Source organism: Blastomonas fulva (assembly GCF_003431825.1).
GTDB lineage: Bacteria > Pseudomonadota > Alphaproteobacteria > Sphingomonadales > Sphingomonadaceae > Blastomonas > Blastomonas fulva.
In genome coordinates, this window is sequence record NZ_CP020083.1 from 3735833 (window position 1) to 3751893 (window position 16061).

16 protein-coding genes are annotated in these 16061 nt (G+C 65.6%); 4 read left to right on the forward strand and 12 right to left on the reverse strand.

Annotated features, from left to right (window positions below):
* Position 1: 1 nt before the first annotated feature.
* Entirely contained in the window at positions 2-298 is a 297-nt protein-coding gene (locus B5J99_RS17640; RefSeq protein WP_033926480.1) for an SEL1-like repeat protein, read from the reverse strand.
* Positions 299-404: 106 nt separating this feature from the next.
* Positions 405-1250 (reverse strand): pantoate--beta-alanine ligase, encoded by an 846-nt coding sequence (gene panC / locus B5J99_RS17645; protein ID WP_054134820.1) that lies wholly within the window; start codon positions 1248-1250, stop codon positions 405-407.
* Between the two features lie 112 nt (positions 1251-1362).
* Between panC and B5J99_RS17650 the strand changes: the two genes are divergently transcribed.
* Positions 1363-2181 (forward strand): division plane positioning ATPase MipZ, encoded by an 819-nt coding sequence (locus B5J99_RS17650; protein WP_211337844.1) that lies wholly within the window; start codon positions 1363-1365, stop codon positions 2179-2181.
* On the opposite strand, the gene B5J99_RS17655 is transcribed toward B5J99_RS17650, so the two are convergent.
* From B5J99_RS17655 to B5J99_RS17670, 4 genes are all read right to left on the reverse strand, one after another.
* The gene (locus B5J99_RS17655; RefSeq protein WP_069050382.1) at positions 2182-3522 is read right to left on the reverse strand and encodes an amidohydrolase; all 1341 of its coding nucleotides are present in this window, start codon (positions 3520-3522) and stop codon (positions 2182-2184) included.
* Between the two features lie 70 nt (positions 3523-3592).
* Positions 3593-4045 (reverse strand): DMT family transporter, encoded by a 453-nt coding sequence (locus B5J99_RS17660; RefSeq protein WP_162892651.1) that lies wholly within the window; start codon positions 4043-4045, stop codon positions 3593-3595.
* A gap of 5 nt (positions 4046-4050) precedes the next feature.
* A complete protein-coding gene (locus tag B5J99_RS17665) occupies positions 4051-4641 on the reverse strand; it encodes a DUF4893 domain-containing protein (RefSeq protein ID WP_117353152.1) in 591 nt (196 codons plus the stop codon).
* Positions 4642-4680: 39 nt separating this feature from the next.
* Complete coding sequence (locus B5J99_RS17670) at positions 4681-5835, reverse strand: patatin-like phospholipase family protein (protein WP_054134770.1); 1155 nt, start codon at positions 5833-5835, stop codon at positions 4681-4683.
* A 154-nt stretch (positions 5836-5989) separates the two neighbouring features.
* Here B5J99_RS17670 and ypfJ point away from each other — a divergent pair, with 154 nt between their 5' ends.
* The 3 genes from ypfJ to B5J99_RS17685 all read left to right on the forward strand — a co-directional run bounded on the left by ypfJ (position 5990) and on the right by B5J99_RS17685 (position 8864).
* Positions 5990-6880, forward strand: coding sequence for a KPN_02809 family neutral zinc metallopeptidase (ypfJ, locus tag B5J99_RS17675; RefSeq protein ID WP_117353153.1), 891 nt, complete (start codon positions 5990-5992; stop codon positions 6878-6880).
* Positions 6881-6958: 78 nt separating this feature from the next.
* Positions 6959-7486 carry a hypothetical protein gene (locus B5J99_RS17680; RefSeq protein WP_054134772.1) on the forward strand — a complete coding sequence of 176 codons (528 nt, stop codon included), beginning with the start codon at positions 6959-6961 and terminating at the stop codon, positions 7484-7486.
* A gap of 211 nt (positions 7487-7697) precedes the next feature.
* Complete coding sequence (locus tag B5J99_RS17685) at positions 7698-8864, forward strand: alpha-hydroxy acid oxidase (RefSeq protein ID WP_117353154.1); 1167 nt, start codon at positions 7698-7700, stop codon at positions 8862-8864.
* Between the two features lie 13 nt (positions 8865-8877).
* Here the strand turns inward: B5J99_RS17685 and gspH are convergent, their stop codons facing one another.
* The 6 genes from gspH to B5J99_RS17715 form a co-directional block, all read right to left on the reverse strand.
* Positions 8878-9369: a type II secretion system minor pseudopilin GspH gene (gspH, locus tag B5J99_RS17690; protein ID WP_231683881.1), complete on the reverse strand. Its 492-nt coding sequence runs from the start codon at positions 9367-9369 to the stop codon at positions 8878-8880.
* Positions 9370-9535: 166 nt separating this feature from the next.
* On the reverse strand, positions 9536-10006 hold the full coding sequence (gspG, locus tag B5J99_RS17695) for a type II secretion system major pseudopilin GspG (RefSeq protein ID WP_054136707.1): 471 nt from the start codon (positions 10004-10006) through the stop codon (positions 9536-9538).
* An 8-nt stretch (positions 10007-10014) separates the two neighbouring features.
* The gene (gspF, locus tag B5J99_RS17700) at positions 10015-11220 is read right to left on the reverse strand and encodes a type II secretion system inner membrane protein GspF (protein ID WP_117353155.1); all 1206 of its coding nucleotides are present in this window, start codon (positions 11218-11220) and stop codon (positions 10015-10017) included.
* Positions 11220-12713: a type II secretion system ATPase GspE gene (gspE, locus tag B5J99_RS17705; RefSeq protein WP_245991902.1), complete on the reverse strand. Its 1494-nt coding sequence runs from the start codon at positions 12711-12713 to the stop codon at positions 11220-11222. Before gspE ends, gspF begins: the two co-directional genes overlap by 1 nt.
* A gap of 92 nt (positions 12714-12805) precedes the next feature.
* Entirely contained in the window at positions 12806-14998 is a 2193-nt protein-coding gene (gene gspD, locus B5J99_RS17710; RefSeq protein WP_117353157.1) for a type II secretion system secretin GspD, read from the reverse strand.
* Positions 14995-15891, reverse strand: a complete 897-nt coding sequence (locus B5J99_RS17715) for a type II secretion system protein N (protein ID WP_117353158.1) — start codon at positions 15889-15891, stop codon at positions 14995-14997. The genes gspD and B5J99_RS17715 overlap by 4 nt, the downstream gene beginning before the upstream one ends.
* Positions 15892-16061: the final 170 nt, after the last annotated feature.

A 16061-nucleotide genomic window follows, 5' to 3' on the forward strand; every position in this document is an offset into this window, starting at 1 on the left:
GTCAGGCGGCGCGCGCTGCGATCTGCTGGAGCCAGGCGCGGGCTTCGCGCTGGGCTTCGGCGATCTGCCGTGCGGTCATTTCCTCGGAGATTTCCGCGCGGCACAATTGGCTTTCCTCATGCCCCTTCACGGCGGCGAGGTTGAACCATTTGTGCGCCTCGATCAGATCGACATTGACGCCGTGTCCCCCGGTGGAAAATGCCACCCCGAGATCGAAATAGGCGTTGATGTCGCCGCGCGCGGCGGCGGCCAGCTTGCTCTCGATCAGAAACGTCGCGGACTTCAGACTGTTAGCCATCTCACATGCCCCTCTTTGCATGGCCGGTTGATCCGACAGGGGCGAGAGTGGGAAAATGTGGTGAAGAAAAGGTTAATCCGGCAGATACCATGCCAGAAGTTTTACATTACCTTGCGTTTACGGGCATATTATCGATGAGCCGAGTGCTGCCGATACGCGCTGCGACCAGCAGGCGCGCGGGTCGATCGGCGATCTCCATCGGCTGGAGCGTCGCCGCATCGGCCAGGGTAACATAATCGACGCTGGCAAATCCGGCGGCGAGCAGCGCCTGTTCGATCCCGCGCGTCGCTTCACCCACCGGGCCGCCCGCCTCGATCACCGCGATCCCCGCCTGCATCGCGCGCGGCAGCATCGCGGCTGCCGCGCGCTGTTCGGATGTCAGATACGCGTTGCGCGACGACAGCGCGAGCCCGTCGGCATCACGAACCGTCGGCACGCCGATGATGTCGAGCCCGAAATTGAGATCGCGCGCCATCGTGCGGATCACGGCCAGCTGCTGGTAATCCTTCTCGCCGAACAGCGCCATGTCGGGCTGGACCTGATTGAACAGCTTGGCGACGATGGTGGCGACGCCATCGAAGTGGCCCGGCCGGGCCGCGCCGCACAGGCCATCGCTGACCCCCGCCACGCTGACATTGGTGGCAAAGCCGGCCGGGTAGACCTGATCGACATCGGGTGCCCACAGGATCGCGACGCCAGCCTCGCTCAGCATCGCGGCATCGGCCTCTTCCTGCCGGGGATAGGCATCAAGATCCTCGTTCGCGCCGAACTGCATGGGGTTGACGAAGATCGAGGCGACCACATGGTCGGCCCGCTGTTTCGCCTCGCGCATCAGTTGCATGTGCCCTGCGTGCAGCGCGCCCATGGTGGGCACCAGAGCCACCTCTCCGCCCTGCCGCCGAAGCAGCGAAACCGCTGACCGCAACCTGTCTACCCGACGTATGATTTGCACCTTGGTAAAGCCTCCGATAGGGAACTGCCGCATGGGGTACGGGTCGTGCCCGCACGTGATTCACTAGGCAGCACTGGCACATTCGTCGTCCTGCTGGAAGGGGCTGAAAACCATGGACATGATGACGCGCAAGGCGTCCCCGCACCATATCGTATTTGCCAATGAAAAGGGCGGCACCGGCAAATCGACCAGCGCGGTGCATGTCGCAGTGGCGCTTTCGTATCTGGGTTTCCGGGTCGGCGCGATCGATCTCGATCCGCGCCAGCGCACGCTGCATCGCTATCTGGAAAACCGCGTCGCCACGCAGCAGCGCCGCAGCATCACCCTGCCCACCCCCAATTTCGAGGTGTTCCAGGACGACACTCAGGCGCGGCTGGAGCAGATGGTCACCAAGATGAGCCAGGAATGCGACTTTCTGGTCTATGACACCCCCGGCCGCGACGACAAGTTCGCGCGCTTCGTCGCCACCCGCGCCGACACGCTGGTCACCCCGCTTAACGACAGCTTCGTCGATTTCGACCTGATCGGCCAGGTGGACCCCGAAAACTTCAAGGTCCGCCGCCTGAGCTTCTATGCCGAGCTGATCTGGGAAGCGCGCAAGGCGCGCGCCAAGACCGACGGGATCGAGATCGACTGGGTGGTGCTGCGCAACCGCACCCAGCAGACCGACGCGCGCAACAAGCGCAGGCTCGATGCGGCGCTGGCCGAACTCTCCAAGCGCGTCGGCTTCCGCTATGTGCAGGGCCTGTCCGAACGCGTGGTCTATCGCGAGCTGTTCCCCTCAGGGCTCACCCTGCTCGACAAGGGCCATCTGGCGGATCTGGGCACCAGCCACATCATCGCGCGGCAGGAACTGCGCGAGATGGTCTCCGCGCTCAACTTGCCCGGCGTCGGCAGCCGCGCCGCCGAACGCCAGCCACAATTGCTCTGATCAGGGTGCCTTCGGCATCAGCTTGAGCGTCATCGCGGTCATCGCCTCGGCGGCGGTCGCGATGACGGTATCGGCTTCGGGCGCCCAGAACGGGCTGTGCAGCGAAGGCATCTCGATGCCCTCCTTCTTGGCCTTGGTGTATTCGGCGACCGGCACCCCGCCCACCCAGAAGATCAGGCTGGTGATGTTGTCCGGGTCCGCGCGGTAGAAGCGGCTGAAATCCTCGCCCCCCATCGACGGCGGTACCTGCGCCACGCGCTGATCGCCAAACCGCGCCTTTAGCATCGCGGCGGTTTCGCGGGTGAAATCGGGGCTGTTGTAGACCGCAGGGGTGAAGGTGTCGCTCATCGTCACCACCGGCATCCTGTCCTCGGGCACGCCTGCCGCAATCGCCTCGCCCTTGGCGATGCGCTTGATGCCTTCGAGGATCTTGGCCCGGGTTTCGTCCGAATAGCTGCGCACGGTGAGCAGCAGCGTCGCCTCGTCCGAGATGATGTTGTGCTTGGCGCCAGCCTGGAAGCTGCCGACGGTGACCACCGCGGCGTCCTGCGGGTCGAGCTCGCGGCTGATGAGCGTCTGCAGCGTGGTGACGATGCGCGCGCCCAGCACGATCGGGTCCTTGGTCGACTGCGGATAGGCCCCGTGCCCGCCCAGCCCCTTCACCTTGATATCGACGCTGTCGACATTGGCGAGCGCAAAGCCCGGGGTGTAACCGATGAACCCGGCGGGCGCCTGCGCGGCATCATGGAAGCCGAGCACATATTTGGGTTTGGGAAAGCGCGTGAACAGACCGTCTTCCAGCATCGCCACCGCGCCCGATCCGATCTCCTCGGCCGGCTGCAGGATCATGACCAGCGTGCCCGACCATTCCGCCTTGCGCTTGACCAGCTGCCGCGCGGTGGCGACCCAGCCGGTCATGTGCGTGTCATGCCCGCAGGCGTGCATCACCCCGGTCTCGATCCCCGCCGGGCTCATCGCGCGCACCTTGCTGGCGTAAGCGAGGCCGGTCTGCTCGACCACCGGCAGCCCGTCCATGTCAGCGCGCAGCATCACCACCGGCCCGGGGCCGTTCTTCATCACCGCGACCACCCCGGTCTTGCCGACACCTTCGGTGACCTCGAAGCCCAGTTTGCGCGCCTCTGCGGCGAGCTTCCTGGCGGTCTTCACCTCCTGGAAGCTGAGCTCGGGATTGGCGTGCAGATCGCGGTAGAGGTCCATCAGGCCCGGCATGTCCGCGGCGATATCGGCGCGGATCGTGTCCTGCGCCTGCGCGGGCATCGCAACCGCGAGCGCCAGAGTGGATGCGGCAAGCGCGCGCGCGAACATCGATGCGACCGGCATAAGTGTCTCCCCAGACATATGTTTGGCCAGGAAGCTAGCGGCTTGGATCTGCCATGTCAGTCAAAAACGCTCAGCCGATCTTGCGCGCCATCAGCACGCCGACTGTCATCATCACCATGCCGCCGATGCGCAGCGCGGTGAGCGGACTGCGCGGCACCCCGAACAGGCCGAAGTGATCAATCAGGGCGGCGGCGACGATCTGCCCCAGCAGCACCAGGAACACCGCGTTGCCGATGCCGAAGCGCGGTCCGATCCAGGTGATCGACAGCACATAGAACGCAACGAATGCACCGCTGAAGAACAGGTGCGGCGGCGCGGCGCGGACCTTGGCCAGATCGGGCAGGCCGACAACAGCGGATGCCGCCGCCGCGATGAACAGCGCCGACAGGAACAGGATGACCGATGCCGCCGCCGGGTTCGCCAGCCTGACGCCGAGCTGGCTGTTCAGCGCAGCCATCACCGGAATCCCGATCCCGGTCAGCAGCATGATCATCGAATAGCTCAGAGCGGTTCCGCTTGGCATGGGCGTTACCTCATCGGACGCAGATCGATGATGTCGAGCGTCGATTCATAATAGGGGTTGGGAAAGACGATCCGCCAGCGGTCCTTGCCGATCCGCTCGACGGTTCCGGCCATGTCGCGTTCCTTGTCCTGGCCATAAGGCACCAGCGTCTCGTCGTCGCCCAGCATCAGCGAGCCGAGGAACACGCCGCTGCGCTTGCCATCTGCGTGGATGAACCCCACCGGACGCTGCGATCCGGTGAGCTTGACGAACTGCCGCGTCGCGCCGCTGCCGTATATCGCGCAGGCAAAATCGGGATAGGCGATGAACGCCAGATACTTGCCGCCCAGCTTGTGCGTCGCACACAGATATTTGCCCTCGGGCGGCAGCGGGTTTTCCAGGCGCTTCTTGGGGTCGTACAGCAATGCTGCCTTGGCCAGATCGCCTGCAAATTCCGAAGCCTGCACCTCGGCGAGTGCAGCGGCGAATGCCGAATCGCGCTGTCGGAGCCGCTCGGCGTCGGCGGGAGTGATGATGTCCTGCCAGCGCTGCGCGTGCGCGGGCGAACCAAGCGCCAACGCGGCCAGTGCCAGCCCTGCTGCAAACCTCAAAGCCATGCTCTCTCTCCCCTTGTTTCCTGGGCCCCGGCGGCCCGGTCAGCCGTGCGGGGCGAGGTCGAACGCCGCAGTCTTGCCGTCCATGATGTTCTGCGCGAGCAGGTCGCCGCGCTTCATCACCGCCTGCACCGCCTCGATCCCCTGCTCCCAGTGCATGTCCATGGTGCCGCGCGAAAACTCGAAGTCGCGCATCCCGCTTTCCCAGCGCTGCACATTGTAGATCAGGTGAACGATGTTGACTGCATTGTCCTCGACCAGCGCGCGGACGCGCTCGACATTGGGATCGCTGCACATATCGGGCGGCAGCATCGCCAGCACCTTGCGCAGCGCCTCGTGCTCCTTGCGCAGCTTGAGATAGTAATCGGTCACCTGCCGGGTGCGGCTGGAATAGCGGATATCCTTCTCGCGGCTCATCACATCGGCAAACTTGGTGGGCAGTTCGCCGCGCGCGGGAAACAGGTCGATCTGGAAGGCGAGCATGTCGCTGGTCTGGTTGTCGAGCACATAGGCGAGCGGCGTGTTGCTCACCAGGCCGCCGTCCCAGTAATGCTTGCCGTTGATTTCCACCGGCGCAAAGCCCGGCGGCAACGCGCCCGATGCCATGATGTGCCGCGCATCGATTGTCTGCGGACCATGCGGGTCCTTGGTGTCGAAATAATAGAAATTGCCCGATTCCACGTTCACCGCGCCCACCGAGAAGCGCACTGGCCCGTTGTTCAGCCGATCCCAGTCGACAAAGCGGTTGAGCGTCTCGATCATCGGGGTGGTATCATACATGCTGACCGCAGCAGGCGTTCCCGGCCAGGCGAAGGTGGGCGGCAGCATGTGCGGGCGGAAGAAGCCCGGCACGCCGACGGTCGCGGCCATCGCGGCGCCCGCATAGTGGTTCATCTCGCGCCAGTAATCGGCATCGCCCAGCATGAAGTCGAACGTGCCCGAGGTTACCAGCTCCCAGAACTCACGCAGCCGGGTGCAGGCGAGATGCGGCTCGTTGCCCGCGATGATCGCCGCGTTGATCGCACCGATCGATATGCCTGCGACCCAGTCGATTCGTACATTCTGCCGCACCAGCTCGCTGAACACGCCGGCCTGATACGATCCCAGCGCACCCCCGCCCTGCAGCACCAGCGCGACGGTTTCAGGCAGCGGAACGGCTGCGGACTGGGTATCCAGCGCATCTTGAGTGCCGGGCATAGAAGGTCCTTATCTGGTGGCGTGCGTCCACGCGCTTTGACGCCAACCCTATGCCGCAGCGCACCATAACGCAATTGGCGTGAAAAAACGGTGCTGCCAAATCGGCGCGCGCGGCGTACCATTGCGCACCAGCAGGACAGGAACCGCCAACGCCATGAAGCTCGACGACTATCGCACCTCCGACAATATCTCCGACCAGCGCGGCGGCGGCGGCGGGGGTGGCCCGCGCTTTCCCATCGGCGGCGGCAAGATGGGCATCGGCACCATCCTGATCCTGGGGATCGCGGCGCTGGTGTTCGGAATCAACCCGATGGAGCTGATGCAGGGCGGCGGCATGACTGGCGGCGCGCCGGTGCAGACGCAGGGCCCTGGAGCGGCTGGAGGCCAGAGCGCAGACCAGAGTTGCGCGGTCGATGAAAAGAGCAAGTTCAGTTGCCAGGTGCTCGCCAGCACCGAGGACACCTGGGGCGCGCTGTTCAAGGAGCAGGGGCAGACCTATCAGCCCGCCACCCTCACCTTCTACGACCGCAACGGCCAGTCCGGCTGCGGCGCGGCGCAAAGCGCGATGGGGCCGTTCTATTGCCCCGCCGACAACGGCATCTATCTCGACACCAGCTTCTTCGACGAGCTCGCCACCCGCTTCGGCGCGTCGGGCGATTTCGCGCAGGCCTATGTCATCGCGCACGAGGTCGGCCACCACATCCAGACGATCAGCGGCCGCTCCGATCAGGTCCGCCGCGCGCAACGCACCGCCAGCGAGGCACAGGGCAACGACCTGCAGGTGCGCATGGAGCTGGAGGCTGACTGCTATGCCGGGGTGTGGGCCGCGCGCAACCGCGAGCGGATCGAGCCGGGCGATATCGAGGAAGGTCTGACCGCCGCCAACGCCATCGGCGACGATACGCTGCAAAAGGCCGCCGGACGCAGGCCGGTGCCCGAAAGCTTCACCCATGGCACGTCGGCACAGCGCATGGCGTGGCTGAAAAAGGGCCTGAGCACCGGGAATCCGGCGCAGTGCGACACGTTCAGCGCGGCACGGCTCTAGAACGGTGCATCGTTTTGCAGGTCCGCGCGTATCCGCAACAAGGGCGTCCCGTTTGACGCCGACATGAGGGGAACAACCATGCACCGCACCGTGATCACGCTTGCCAGCCTTGCCTTTGTCGGCAGCGCCCTGCCTGCCAGTGCGCAGAACCCGGGCTCGAATGGCCCGCGCTCGACCGAACAGGTGGCAGAAGAGGTGGTGACCCAGCCGGTCGAGGATGTCGGGCTCGACAAGAAGGACATTCCGGAAAACCTGATCGCCATTCAGGACAAGCCCTATTCGCTGGTGGGCATCAAGACCTGCTCGCAGATACGCAGCGCGATCGGCGACATGGATGCGGTGCTGGGCGAGGATCTGGACGTGCCCTATGAAAAGACCCGCGACGACAAGCGCAAGGACACCGCAGGCAAGGTCGGCGGACTGATCGTCAACTCGATCATCCCCTTCCGCCGCGTGATCCGCGAGATTTCGGGCGCAGCAGCGCAGGAGCGCCGCTACAATGCCGCGGTCTATGCTGGCGTCGTCCGCCGAAGCTTCCTCAAGGGCGTCGGGCTGCAGCGCGGCTGCAAATACCCCTCCGCACCTGCGCCCGCGAGCATGAAGTAAAAGTCCTCTTGAACAAACCCCGTTCTCCGGCGAAAGCCGTCGTCGTTACATTATAACGCTTTGGTCGATTCAGCCGTCATTCCCGCGAACGCGGGAATCCCGCTTTTCACAGAGGATGCTTCCAAAAGCGGGACCCCCGCTTTCGCGGGGGTGACGAGAATACCTGTTGCAAGAGTGTCGGCAGTTGGGACTGGTTTTGGGGGCAACACACATGCAACGTTTTCCGGTCCGGCGGCTGGCCGATTGCCACACGGTCGACGATTTTCGTGACCTCGCGCGCCGCAAGCTGCCCTATCCGGTGTTCCATTACATCGATGGCGCCGCCGACGACGAGGGGACGCGGCGCCGCAACACGGCTGCGTACGAGGACTGCGACCTGATCCCCAACGTGCTGGCAGGCGTTGCCGATATCGACATGTCGACCACACTGATGGGGCGCAGGATCGACATGCCGCTGTTCCTCTCCCCCACCGCGCTGCAGCGACTGTTTCACTGGCGCGGCGAAAAGGCGGTCGGCGCGGCGGCGGAGAAGTTCAACACCTTCTTCGGCATCTCCTCGCTCGCGACGGTCAGCCTTGCCGAGATCGGCGACAGCATCTCCAGCCCCAAGCTGTTTCAGCTCTATGTTCACAAGGACAAGGGATTGAACGCCGCGCTGATCCAGGCGGCCAAGGCAGCGAAGTTCGATGCGCTGGCGCTGACCGTGGACACCATCGTCTCGGGCAAGCGCGAGCGGTGCCTGCACACCGGATTCACCTCTCCGCCCAAACTCACGCCCCGGTCGGCGCTGAGCTTTGCCACGCATCCGGGTTGGTCGCTCAACTACATGGGCCGCGAACGCTTTTCGCTGCCCAACCTCGAAAGCCATATCGCGGCGGGCAGCAATGCCGCGATTTCGGTCGCCGACTATTTCAACACCATGCTCGACCAGTCGATGGACTGGGCAATGGCCGAGGACATCCGCAAGGCCTGGGACGGCCCGTTCTGCCTCAAGGGGATCATGAGCGTCGAGGATGCGCGCCGCGCCGTGGCGATCGGCGCAACCGCGATCATGGTCTCCAACCATGGCGGGCGCCAGCTCGACGGCAGCCGCGCGCCGTTCGACCAGCTTGCCGAGATTGTCGATGCGGTCGGCGACAGGATCGAGGTGATCTGCGACGGCGGCATTACCCGCGGCACGCATGTGCTGAAGGCCTTGAGCGTCGGCGCGAAGGCGTGTTCGGGCGGTCGGCTGTATCTCTACGCGCTCGCCGCCGGCGGTCAGCGCGGGGTGGAGCGCACGCTTGCCAACCTGCGCGGAGAGATCGAACGCGGCATGAAGCTGATGGGGGTCACCCGGCTCGACCAGCTGACGCGGGACAACCTGCGCTGGCGGTAACCAGTTCGGCCAACTAGCGGGGGCGGCCGACCTCTCCGGTGGCGCTGATGATGATCCGGTCGCTATTGGCGCCGCGCGACAGCACCACCTCCACTGGGGCGTTGGGAAGCCCGGTGCTGTCGAACCAGAAGCGCGCGCGCGAAGGGGCGGCGGCAGCAGCAGCATCGGTCCCAGGCGGCGCGGCGACATCCGCCGCCTCGCCCTCGATCCGCGCCACCGTCCCGGGCTTCCAGTCACGGTTGGCGAGCGTGCGCGCGTTCAGGGGCACCCATTGCCGGTCCTGCCGCGCATCGAAACCATAGCCCGACGGCGCGATCCACACAGCGATGGGCCGAGCGCTGACCACCGCCTCATCGCGCGCCGCCGCGACACGCGCCGCAAAGCGATCGGCGTCTTCGGAGAGCGCCGCGCTGTCGCCGGGCAACGACAGCACAACCGCGCCCGCGACCAGGCCGATGATGAACAGCACCACCATCAGCTCGATAAGGGTGAAGCCGTTCCTCAAATCTTCCCCGAGCTTGTCTCGGGGAGGGGGACCGCCGACCAAAGGTCGGGGGTGGAGGGGTAGCGAGGCGCACATCGTTTTCATGGGCTCGATCCCGCTGCCCCTCCACCATTCGCTCCGCGAACGGTCCCCCTCCCCCAGCAAGCTGGGGGAGGATTTTAGGCGCTTAAGCCCCATCGGCGGTGATATCCGCATTCTCATTCTCGCCGCCCGGCGCGCCATCGGCACCCAGCGAATAGAGGTCGAACGCACCGGTCGTGCCCGGGCTGATATACTGATAGGGGCGGCCCCAGGGGTCCTGCGGCAGCTTCTTGATATAGCCGCCGCTGCGATAGCGCCCCGGCTGCGCCAGCGTTGGCGGCGCGGTGACCAGCGCGTTCAGCCCCTCGGCAGATCCCGGATAGGCCAGGTTGTCGAGCCGGTACATTTCGAGAGCCTGGCTCAGCGTCGCGATGTCGCTGCGCGCCTTTTCGGTCATCGCGCGGTCCTGGCTGGGAAGCACGTTGATGACCACGATCGTCGCGAGCAGCCCGATGATGAAGATCACCACCATCAGCTCGACCAGAGTAAACCCGTTGGCACGCTTGCGCGCCTGGGGCGAAAGGCGCTTGAGCAGCGCGGATCGGAATTTCAGCATGTTGGTCCTCATAAGCCAGTCAGGTTCTGAAGCTGCAGGATCGGCAGCAGGATCGACAGGATGATCAGCGCGACCACCCCGCCCATGACCACGATGATAGCTGGTTCTAGCAGGGCCATCGCGGTGGAGGTGAAATTCTGGAACTCGCGTTCGAGATAATCGGCGGCGCGCTCGAGCATGGTATCGAGCTGGCCTGCGCTCTCGCCGCTGGCGACAAGATACACCAGCAGCGGCGGAAAGGTCCCCGCATTCCTGAGCGCGCCCGAAAGCGAGCCGCCCGAACGGATCGATTCGACCGCCTCCTCGAGCGCTTCGCGCAGCACCGCGTTGCGGACGGTGCGGGTGGTCAGCTTCATGCCTTCGAGCAGAGGCAGGCGGCTGTGCACCATGGTCGCCAGCGTCCGCGCCAGCCTTGCCGCGTTCATGTCGCGGATCAGCCGCCCGATCAGCGGCAGCTTGACCAGCATGCCATCGAAGCGGTATTTGAACGAAGCCACCTTCATGGCGCGCCAGAAGGCGACGCCTGCGAGCACCATCGCAATGGCCAGCGCCCACCACCAGTTGCTGAGAAAATCGGAGATGCCGATGACGATCCGCGTGATCAGCGGCAGCTGAGTAGAGGCATTGTCGAACTGTTCGACCACGCGCGGCACCACCGAGATCATCAGCCCGGCCACCACGCCGAACGCGACCAGGGTCAGGATGATCGGATAAGCGAGCGCCGAGATGATCTTGCCGCGCACCTCGGCCTGCTGTTCGAGCAAGGCTGCGAGCCGCTCGGTAATCACCGGCAGCGAGCCCGAGCTTTCGCCCGCGCTGATCATCGCGCGGAACAAAGGCGGGAAGCTGCGCGGCTCGCGCGCCATCGCTTCGGCGAGCGACTGCCCTTCCATCACGCCCGCATGCACGTTGATCAGCACCTCGCGTGCATTGGCCTTTTCGGTCTGGCGGCTGATCGTGCGCAGCGCCTCTTCCAGGGGGCTGACGCTCATCAGCGACGACATCTGCCGGGTGAACAGGGTGAGCTGCTTGGCGCTCAATCGTGCGGTGCGCTGCGAGATCAGCGCCTTGCGCGGCGGCGCGGGGGTAACGGTGACGATGTGGAACGCCTTGCGGATCAGCGCCGCGCGCGCCTGCGCATCCGAAGGCGCGCTGATCCGCCCCTGTCGCTCGCGCCCGGCGGAATCGATCACCTTATAGGCAAAGTCAGCCATCAGGCTCTCAGCGGTTCGGGCACCGGCTCGGCCTCGCGCCGCGAAATGCGGATCGCCTCTTCCGCCGTGGTCTGGCCGGTGCGCACCAGTTCGCGCGCCGCCGAGCCCAGATTGGGCGCGTTGAGGAAGGCGTGCCGCGCGATGATGGCCTCGTCGCCGCCATCGTTGATCAGGCGGCGAATGGTTTCATCCACCCGCACCGCCTCGAACACGCCGATGCGGCCCTGGAAGCCGGTATGGTTGCACGAATCGCAGCCGACCGGGCGATAGACCACGGTACCCTTGTCGAAGCCGAGCAAAGAGGCGAGCGAGCCATCGGCCTGCACCGGCTCGCGGCATTCGGGGCACAGCCGCCGCACCAGCCGCTGCGCGACGACCGCGCGCAAGGTCGAGGCGAGCAGGAACGGCTCGATCTTCATGTCGCGCATCCGGGTGATCGCGCCGATCGCATCGTTGGTGTGGACGGTCGAGAGCACCAGATGCCCGGTCAGCGAGGCCTGCACCGCGATCTCGGCGGTTTCGTGATCGCGGATTTCGCCGATCATCACCACATCGGGGTCCTGGCGCAGGATCGCGCGCAGCCCGGCGGCGAAGGTCAGCCCGACCTTGGGGTTCACCTGAGTCTGGCCGACACCCTCGATGGCGTACTCGACCGGGTCCTCGACGGTCAGCATGTTGCGCGAGCCGTCGTTGAGCTGCTTGAGGCACGAATAGAGCGTGGTGGTCTTGCCCGATCCGGTGGGACCCGTAACCAGCACGATGCCATTGGGCTCGGACAGCGCCTCGGCAAGGATCTTGTGGGTGCGCGGGCTCATGCCCAGCAGCCCCAGATCCATATTGGCGTTTTCCTTGTCGAGCAAACGCAGCACCACGCGCTCGCCAGCCCGGCTGGGCAGCGTCGATACGCGCACGTCGAGCAGTTTGCCGCCAATCGTCAGCCCGATGCGGCCATCCTGCGGCACGCGGCGTTCGGCGATGTCCAATCGCGCCATCACCTTGATGCGGCTGACGATCACCGGCGCGACATTGGGCGGCATCCGCAGCTTTTCCTGCAGCACGCCATCCATCCGCATCCGGATCACGAGCCCGGTCTCATAGGGCTCGATGTGGATATCCGACACGCCCTGCCGCGCCGCCTCGGCGATGACGCCGTTGATCAGCCGGATCGCAGGCGCATCGTCGGCGCTGTCGAGCAAATCCTCGGCACTGGGAAGGTCGCTCGCCAGCATCTCCAGATCGCTGCCATCGATGTTCATCGAGCTTGCCATCGCCGCGGCATTGCCTTCGACCGCATAATGATCCGACAGATAGCGCTCGAACTGCGCCACCGGGGCGAGCTCGACATCGAACGGCATCGCCAGATAGCGCCGCACCTCGAGCAAGGTGATCGGGTCCGCGCCCTCGCGCAGCGCGACCTTGAGCCGCCCGTCGGCCTCGCCCAGCATCACCACGCCGTTGTCGCGGGCAAAACCATAGGGAATGTCGAGCATCATCCGCGCGAGGCTGCGCTCGGCGGCAAGCTCGAGCGGCGCGTCGGCGGCGGCTTCATCGATCGTGCCGTCACCGGCTTCGCCCTTGCGGATCTTCATGGCCGGTCTCCCCCCACCGGCGGCAGCTCGGCCTGGCCGGGCTGGCTGGCAGGCAGCGTGGTTGTGTCGAGCGGTCCGCTACCGGGCATCGGACGCGGCGCGATCAGCTGGTCATTCGGCCCCGGCGGCGCGGCGACCGGAATGTTCGCGCCCAGATAGTCGCGCACGATGGTGTCGAGCGAGGGTTCGACCTTGGGGTTGAACTCGATCTGCGCCGCGCGGACATAATTGTAGCGCCGCGCCGCAATCGCCTGCGCGTCCTCGGCTGTGCGCAGGATCGTCGGGCGGATGAACACCATCAGGTTGGTCTTGGTCCGCTCGCGGCCGCGCGACTTGAACAGCTCGCCGATGATCGGGATGTCGCCGAGCAGCGGGATCTTCTGGATCGTGCGGCGCTCGTTGTCGTCGAGCAGACCGCCCAAAGCGATGATCTCGCGGTCCTTGACCGTGACCGTGGTCTTGACCTCGCGCTTGTTGATGATCAGCTCGTTGAAATCGTTGCTCACCGGCCCGACGATCGAGCTGACCTCCTGCCGTATGTCAAGCTTGACCTGGTTGCCCGCGTTGATCTGCGGCTTCACCTCGAGCTCGATGCCGACATTCTGCCGCTGGATGGTGCGGAAGGCGTTGTCGAAATTGTTCGACAGCGCCTCGCCGGTGCTGATCGGGATCTCCTGGCCGAACAGGATCGAGCCCTGCACATTGTCGTTCACGGTCAGCGATGGCGTCGACAGGATGTTGGACTCGCTGTCCTCCTGCACCGCATTGATGATCGCGCCCAAGACCCGGTTGTTGCCGATATCGGCAGCAAAGCCGGTATAGCCGCCGCGCGCGCCCAAGATGCGGTTGGCAGCGTTCTGGCGCAGGAAATCGCCCACCGCGCTGTTGTTGCTGGTGGTCACGGTATCACCGTTGATCACCGTGGTGGTCTCATCCAGATCGTTGGCGAGAATGCCGCCCGCGATATCGAGGATGTTGGGCGCGACGTTGGAGAACGGGGTGACGAGGAACGGAATGTCCTTGCCGCCGATCAGGAACTGCACGCCGAGCTCGCGAGCGACCCGGTCGGAGATCTCGACGATGATCGCCTCGACCAGCACCTGTTCCTGGCGGATATCGAGCTGGCGCACGAGCTCGGCGAGCGAGCGCTGGACATCGACCGGTGCGGAGATGATCACCGCATTGGCACCTTCATACCGGGTGATGATCGCGGTGCCGCGTCCGTTCGAAAGCCCCACCGCGCCGCCGATCGGGGCGGACGCCGCAGCCGGGGCTGCGCCATTGGCAGAGGGAGCCGCCGCAGGCGTCGCGGACATCGGCTGCAAACCGCCGCCGCCCTGCGCGCCGACCATCATTTGCAGCACCGGCACCAATTGCTCGGCATCGGCATAATCGAGCCAGATCACGCGGATCTCGCTGCCGTTCGCAGCGCGCGCATCGAGCTCCCTGGCGATCGCGGTCAGCCGCGCAACGGTGGGCGCATCGCCGCGCAGCGCGACCGAATTGCTCGAATCCACCGCGACGACCGACACCAGCGGCGCGCCGCCCCCGCCGCCTTCCGCGCCGCCGCCGGGCGCGGGCGCCAGCTGCTGCAGCGTCATCGCGATCTCGCGCGCGCCGGCATGGTTGAGCGTGATCACCTGGGTGGTCGCATTGTCGCGGTCGATCTGGCCGATCAGCGCGCGGATGCGGCGGATGTTGTCGGCATAATCGGCGACGACCAGGCTGTTGCCGCTGCGGTTGGCGGTGATCGATCCTTCGCGGCTGACAAGCGGACGCAGCGTCTCGACCGCGGTGGTCGCGTCGATCGCGCGCAGGCGGAAGACCTCGGTGACGAACTCGTTCTGCCCGCCGCGACTGCCCACCCGGCCCGGCGCAGACGCTGCGCCATCGGTCGGCTGGATGCGATAGGCGCCGTTGGCGGTCGGCACCGCGATCAGCCCGTTGGCGCGCAGCGTGGAGAGGAACACCTCGAAATACTCGCTGCGGCTCAAGGGTCGGTCGGTCACAACTGAAACCTTGCCCTGCACACGGCCATCGATGATGAACGTGCGCCCGGTCACCGTGGCCGCATCCTCGATAAAGGCGCGTACATCGGCATCGCGGACATTGAGGCTGTGCTGCGCGGCCAGAGGTGACGCGAACACGAGCGCGGCGCAAAGCGCCAGGGTTGAAATGTGTTTTTTCATGGTTCCGGTATGATCAGCGCAATGGGAAGGGTCTCGGTGCCGCGCTCGATGAGCAGCGACAGCCGGGCTCCGGGACGAAGCTGCCCTGCCAACGCCGCGCCATCCTGCGCGGAGCTGACCTTGCGGCCGTTGATTTCGGTGACGATATCGCCGGGCTTGAAGCCGGCCTGCGCGAACACCGCGCCATCGGCCTTGGGGGTGACGGCAAAACCGCTGACCCGCCCGTTCTCGGTGCGCGGGGCAAAGCCGATGCCCGCGGTGATCGCCTCTGCAGTGAGCGGCCCGGCCTGCGCCACAGGCAGCGCCTGCGCCGTTGTGGCTGGCGCCGCCGCAGTGTCGCCCACGGTATCGGCGGGAACCGACTGGTCGATGAACAGGCTCTCGCGCAATCCGCCGCGTTCGAGCACGACATGATCGAACAGCACCTGCACCAGCTTGACGCCCGGTGCCACCTCCTCGCCCACGCCATAGCTGCGCTGGACGCCGTCCGACCCGGCGATGATCGCCGAACCGCCGCCCGAAGCCTCGTTCATCCGCAAACCGTAGAGCGTCAGATCGAGCGAGGTGACTGCCGCGCTGGCATCGCCCGCGGCCGCCGCGCGGTCGAACCCGTCGAAGCTCGCGAACAGCGCTGCGCGCGAAGGCGCGGACATCACCTTGGCGGTGCGCGCCTGCCAGTCGCCCAAAGGCGCGATCGGTGTGATGATGGTCCACATCAGCCGCGCGATCTGGATGACCAGCGCAAGGATCAGCAGCGCCCGCAGCCAGCCATACAACCCCTTGGGCAGAAACCGCGCCAGACCACTGGCCGGGGCTGCAAATCTTGCCGACCGGAATCGGGAAAGAGAAGCACCAAGGCCTGTCTGCGCGCCGTGATGGGCCGCTGATGCCACGAATCACTCCCCGTTGCGGGCCGATCCCCTTGGCCCTGACACGCTGCTAGGCGCGGCGCATGACGGTTGGATTACCAGTTTATGACAGATATTTGAATGCAAATGCGCGCGTGATCGGCCTGAAACGCCAACGGCAAGGGGCAGCCCCTGCGGACTGCCCCCCATCACGC

What these genes read in the sequence shown, in the direction of transcription:
- B5J99_RS17665 (WP_117353152.1), bottom strand. Translation starts at nt 4,641, where the DNA reads ATGGCTTTGAGGTTTGCAGCAGGGCTGGCACTGGCCGCGTTGGCGCTT.
- ypfJ (WP_117353153.1), top strand. Translation starts at nt 5,990, where the DNA reads ATGAAGCTCGACGACTATCGCACCTCCGACAATATCTCCGACCAGCGC.
- gspG (WP_054136707.1), bottom strand. Translation starts at nt 10,006, where the DNA reads ATGCTGAAATTCCGATCCGCGCTGCTCAAGCGCCTTTCGCCCCAGGCG.
- gspF (WP_117353155.1), bottom strand. Translation starts at nt 11,220, where the DNA reads ATGGCTGACTTTGCCTATAAGGTGATCGATTCCGCCGGGCGCGAGCGA.
- B5J99_RS17655 (WP_069050382.1), bottom strand. Translation starts at nt 3,522, where the DNA reads ATGCCGGTCGCATCGATGTTCGCGCGCGCGCTTGCCGCATCCACTCTG.
- B5J99_RS17650 (WP_211337844.1), top strand. Translation starts at nt 1,363, where the DNA reads ATGGACATGATGACGCGCAAGGCGTCCCCGCACCATATCGTATTTGCC.
- B5J99_RS17680 (WP_054134772.1), top strand. Translation starts at nt 6,959, where the DNA reads ATGCACCGCACCGTGATCACGCTTGCCAGCCTTGCCTTTGTCGGCAGC.
- gspD (WP_117353157.1), bottom strand. Translation starts at nt 14,998, where the DNA reads ATGAAAAAACACATTTCAACCCTGGCGCTTTGCGCCGCGCTCGTGTTC.
- gspE (WP_245991902.1), bottom strand. Translation starts at nt 12,713, where the DNA reads ATGATGCTCGACATTCCCTATGGTTTTGCCCGCGACAACGGCGTGGTG.
- B5J99_RS17670 (WP_054134770.1), bottom strand. Translation starts at nt 5,835, where the DNA reads ATGCCCGGCACTCAAGATGCGCTGGATACCCAGTCCGCAGCCGTTCCG.
- B5J99_RS17685 (WP_117353154.1), top strand. Translation starts at nt 7,698, where the DNA reads ATGCAACGTTTTCCGGTCCGGCGGCTGGCCGATTGCCACACGGTCGAC.
- B5J99_RS17660 (WP_162892651.1), bottom strand. Translation starts at nt 4,045, where the DNA reads ATGCCAAGCGGAACCGCTCTGAGCTATTCGATGATCATGCTGCTGACC.
- B5J99_RS17640 (WP_033926480.1), bottom strand. Translation starts at nt 298, where the DNA reads ATGGCTAACAGTCTGAAGTCCGCGACGTTTCTGATCGAGAGCAAGCTG.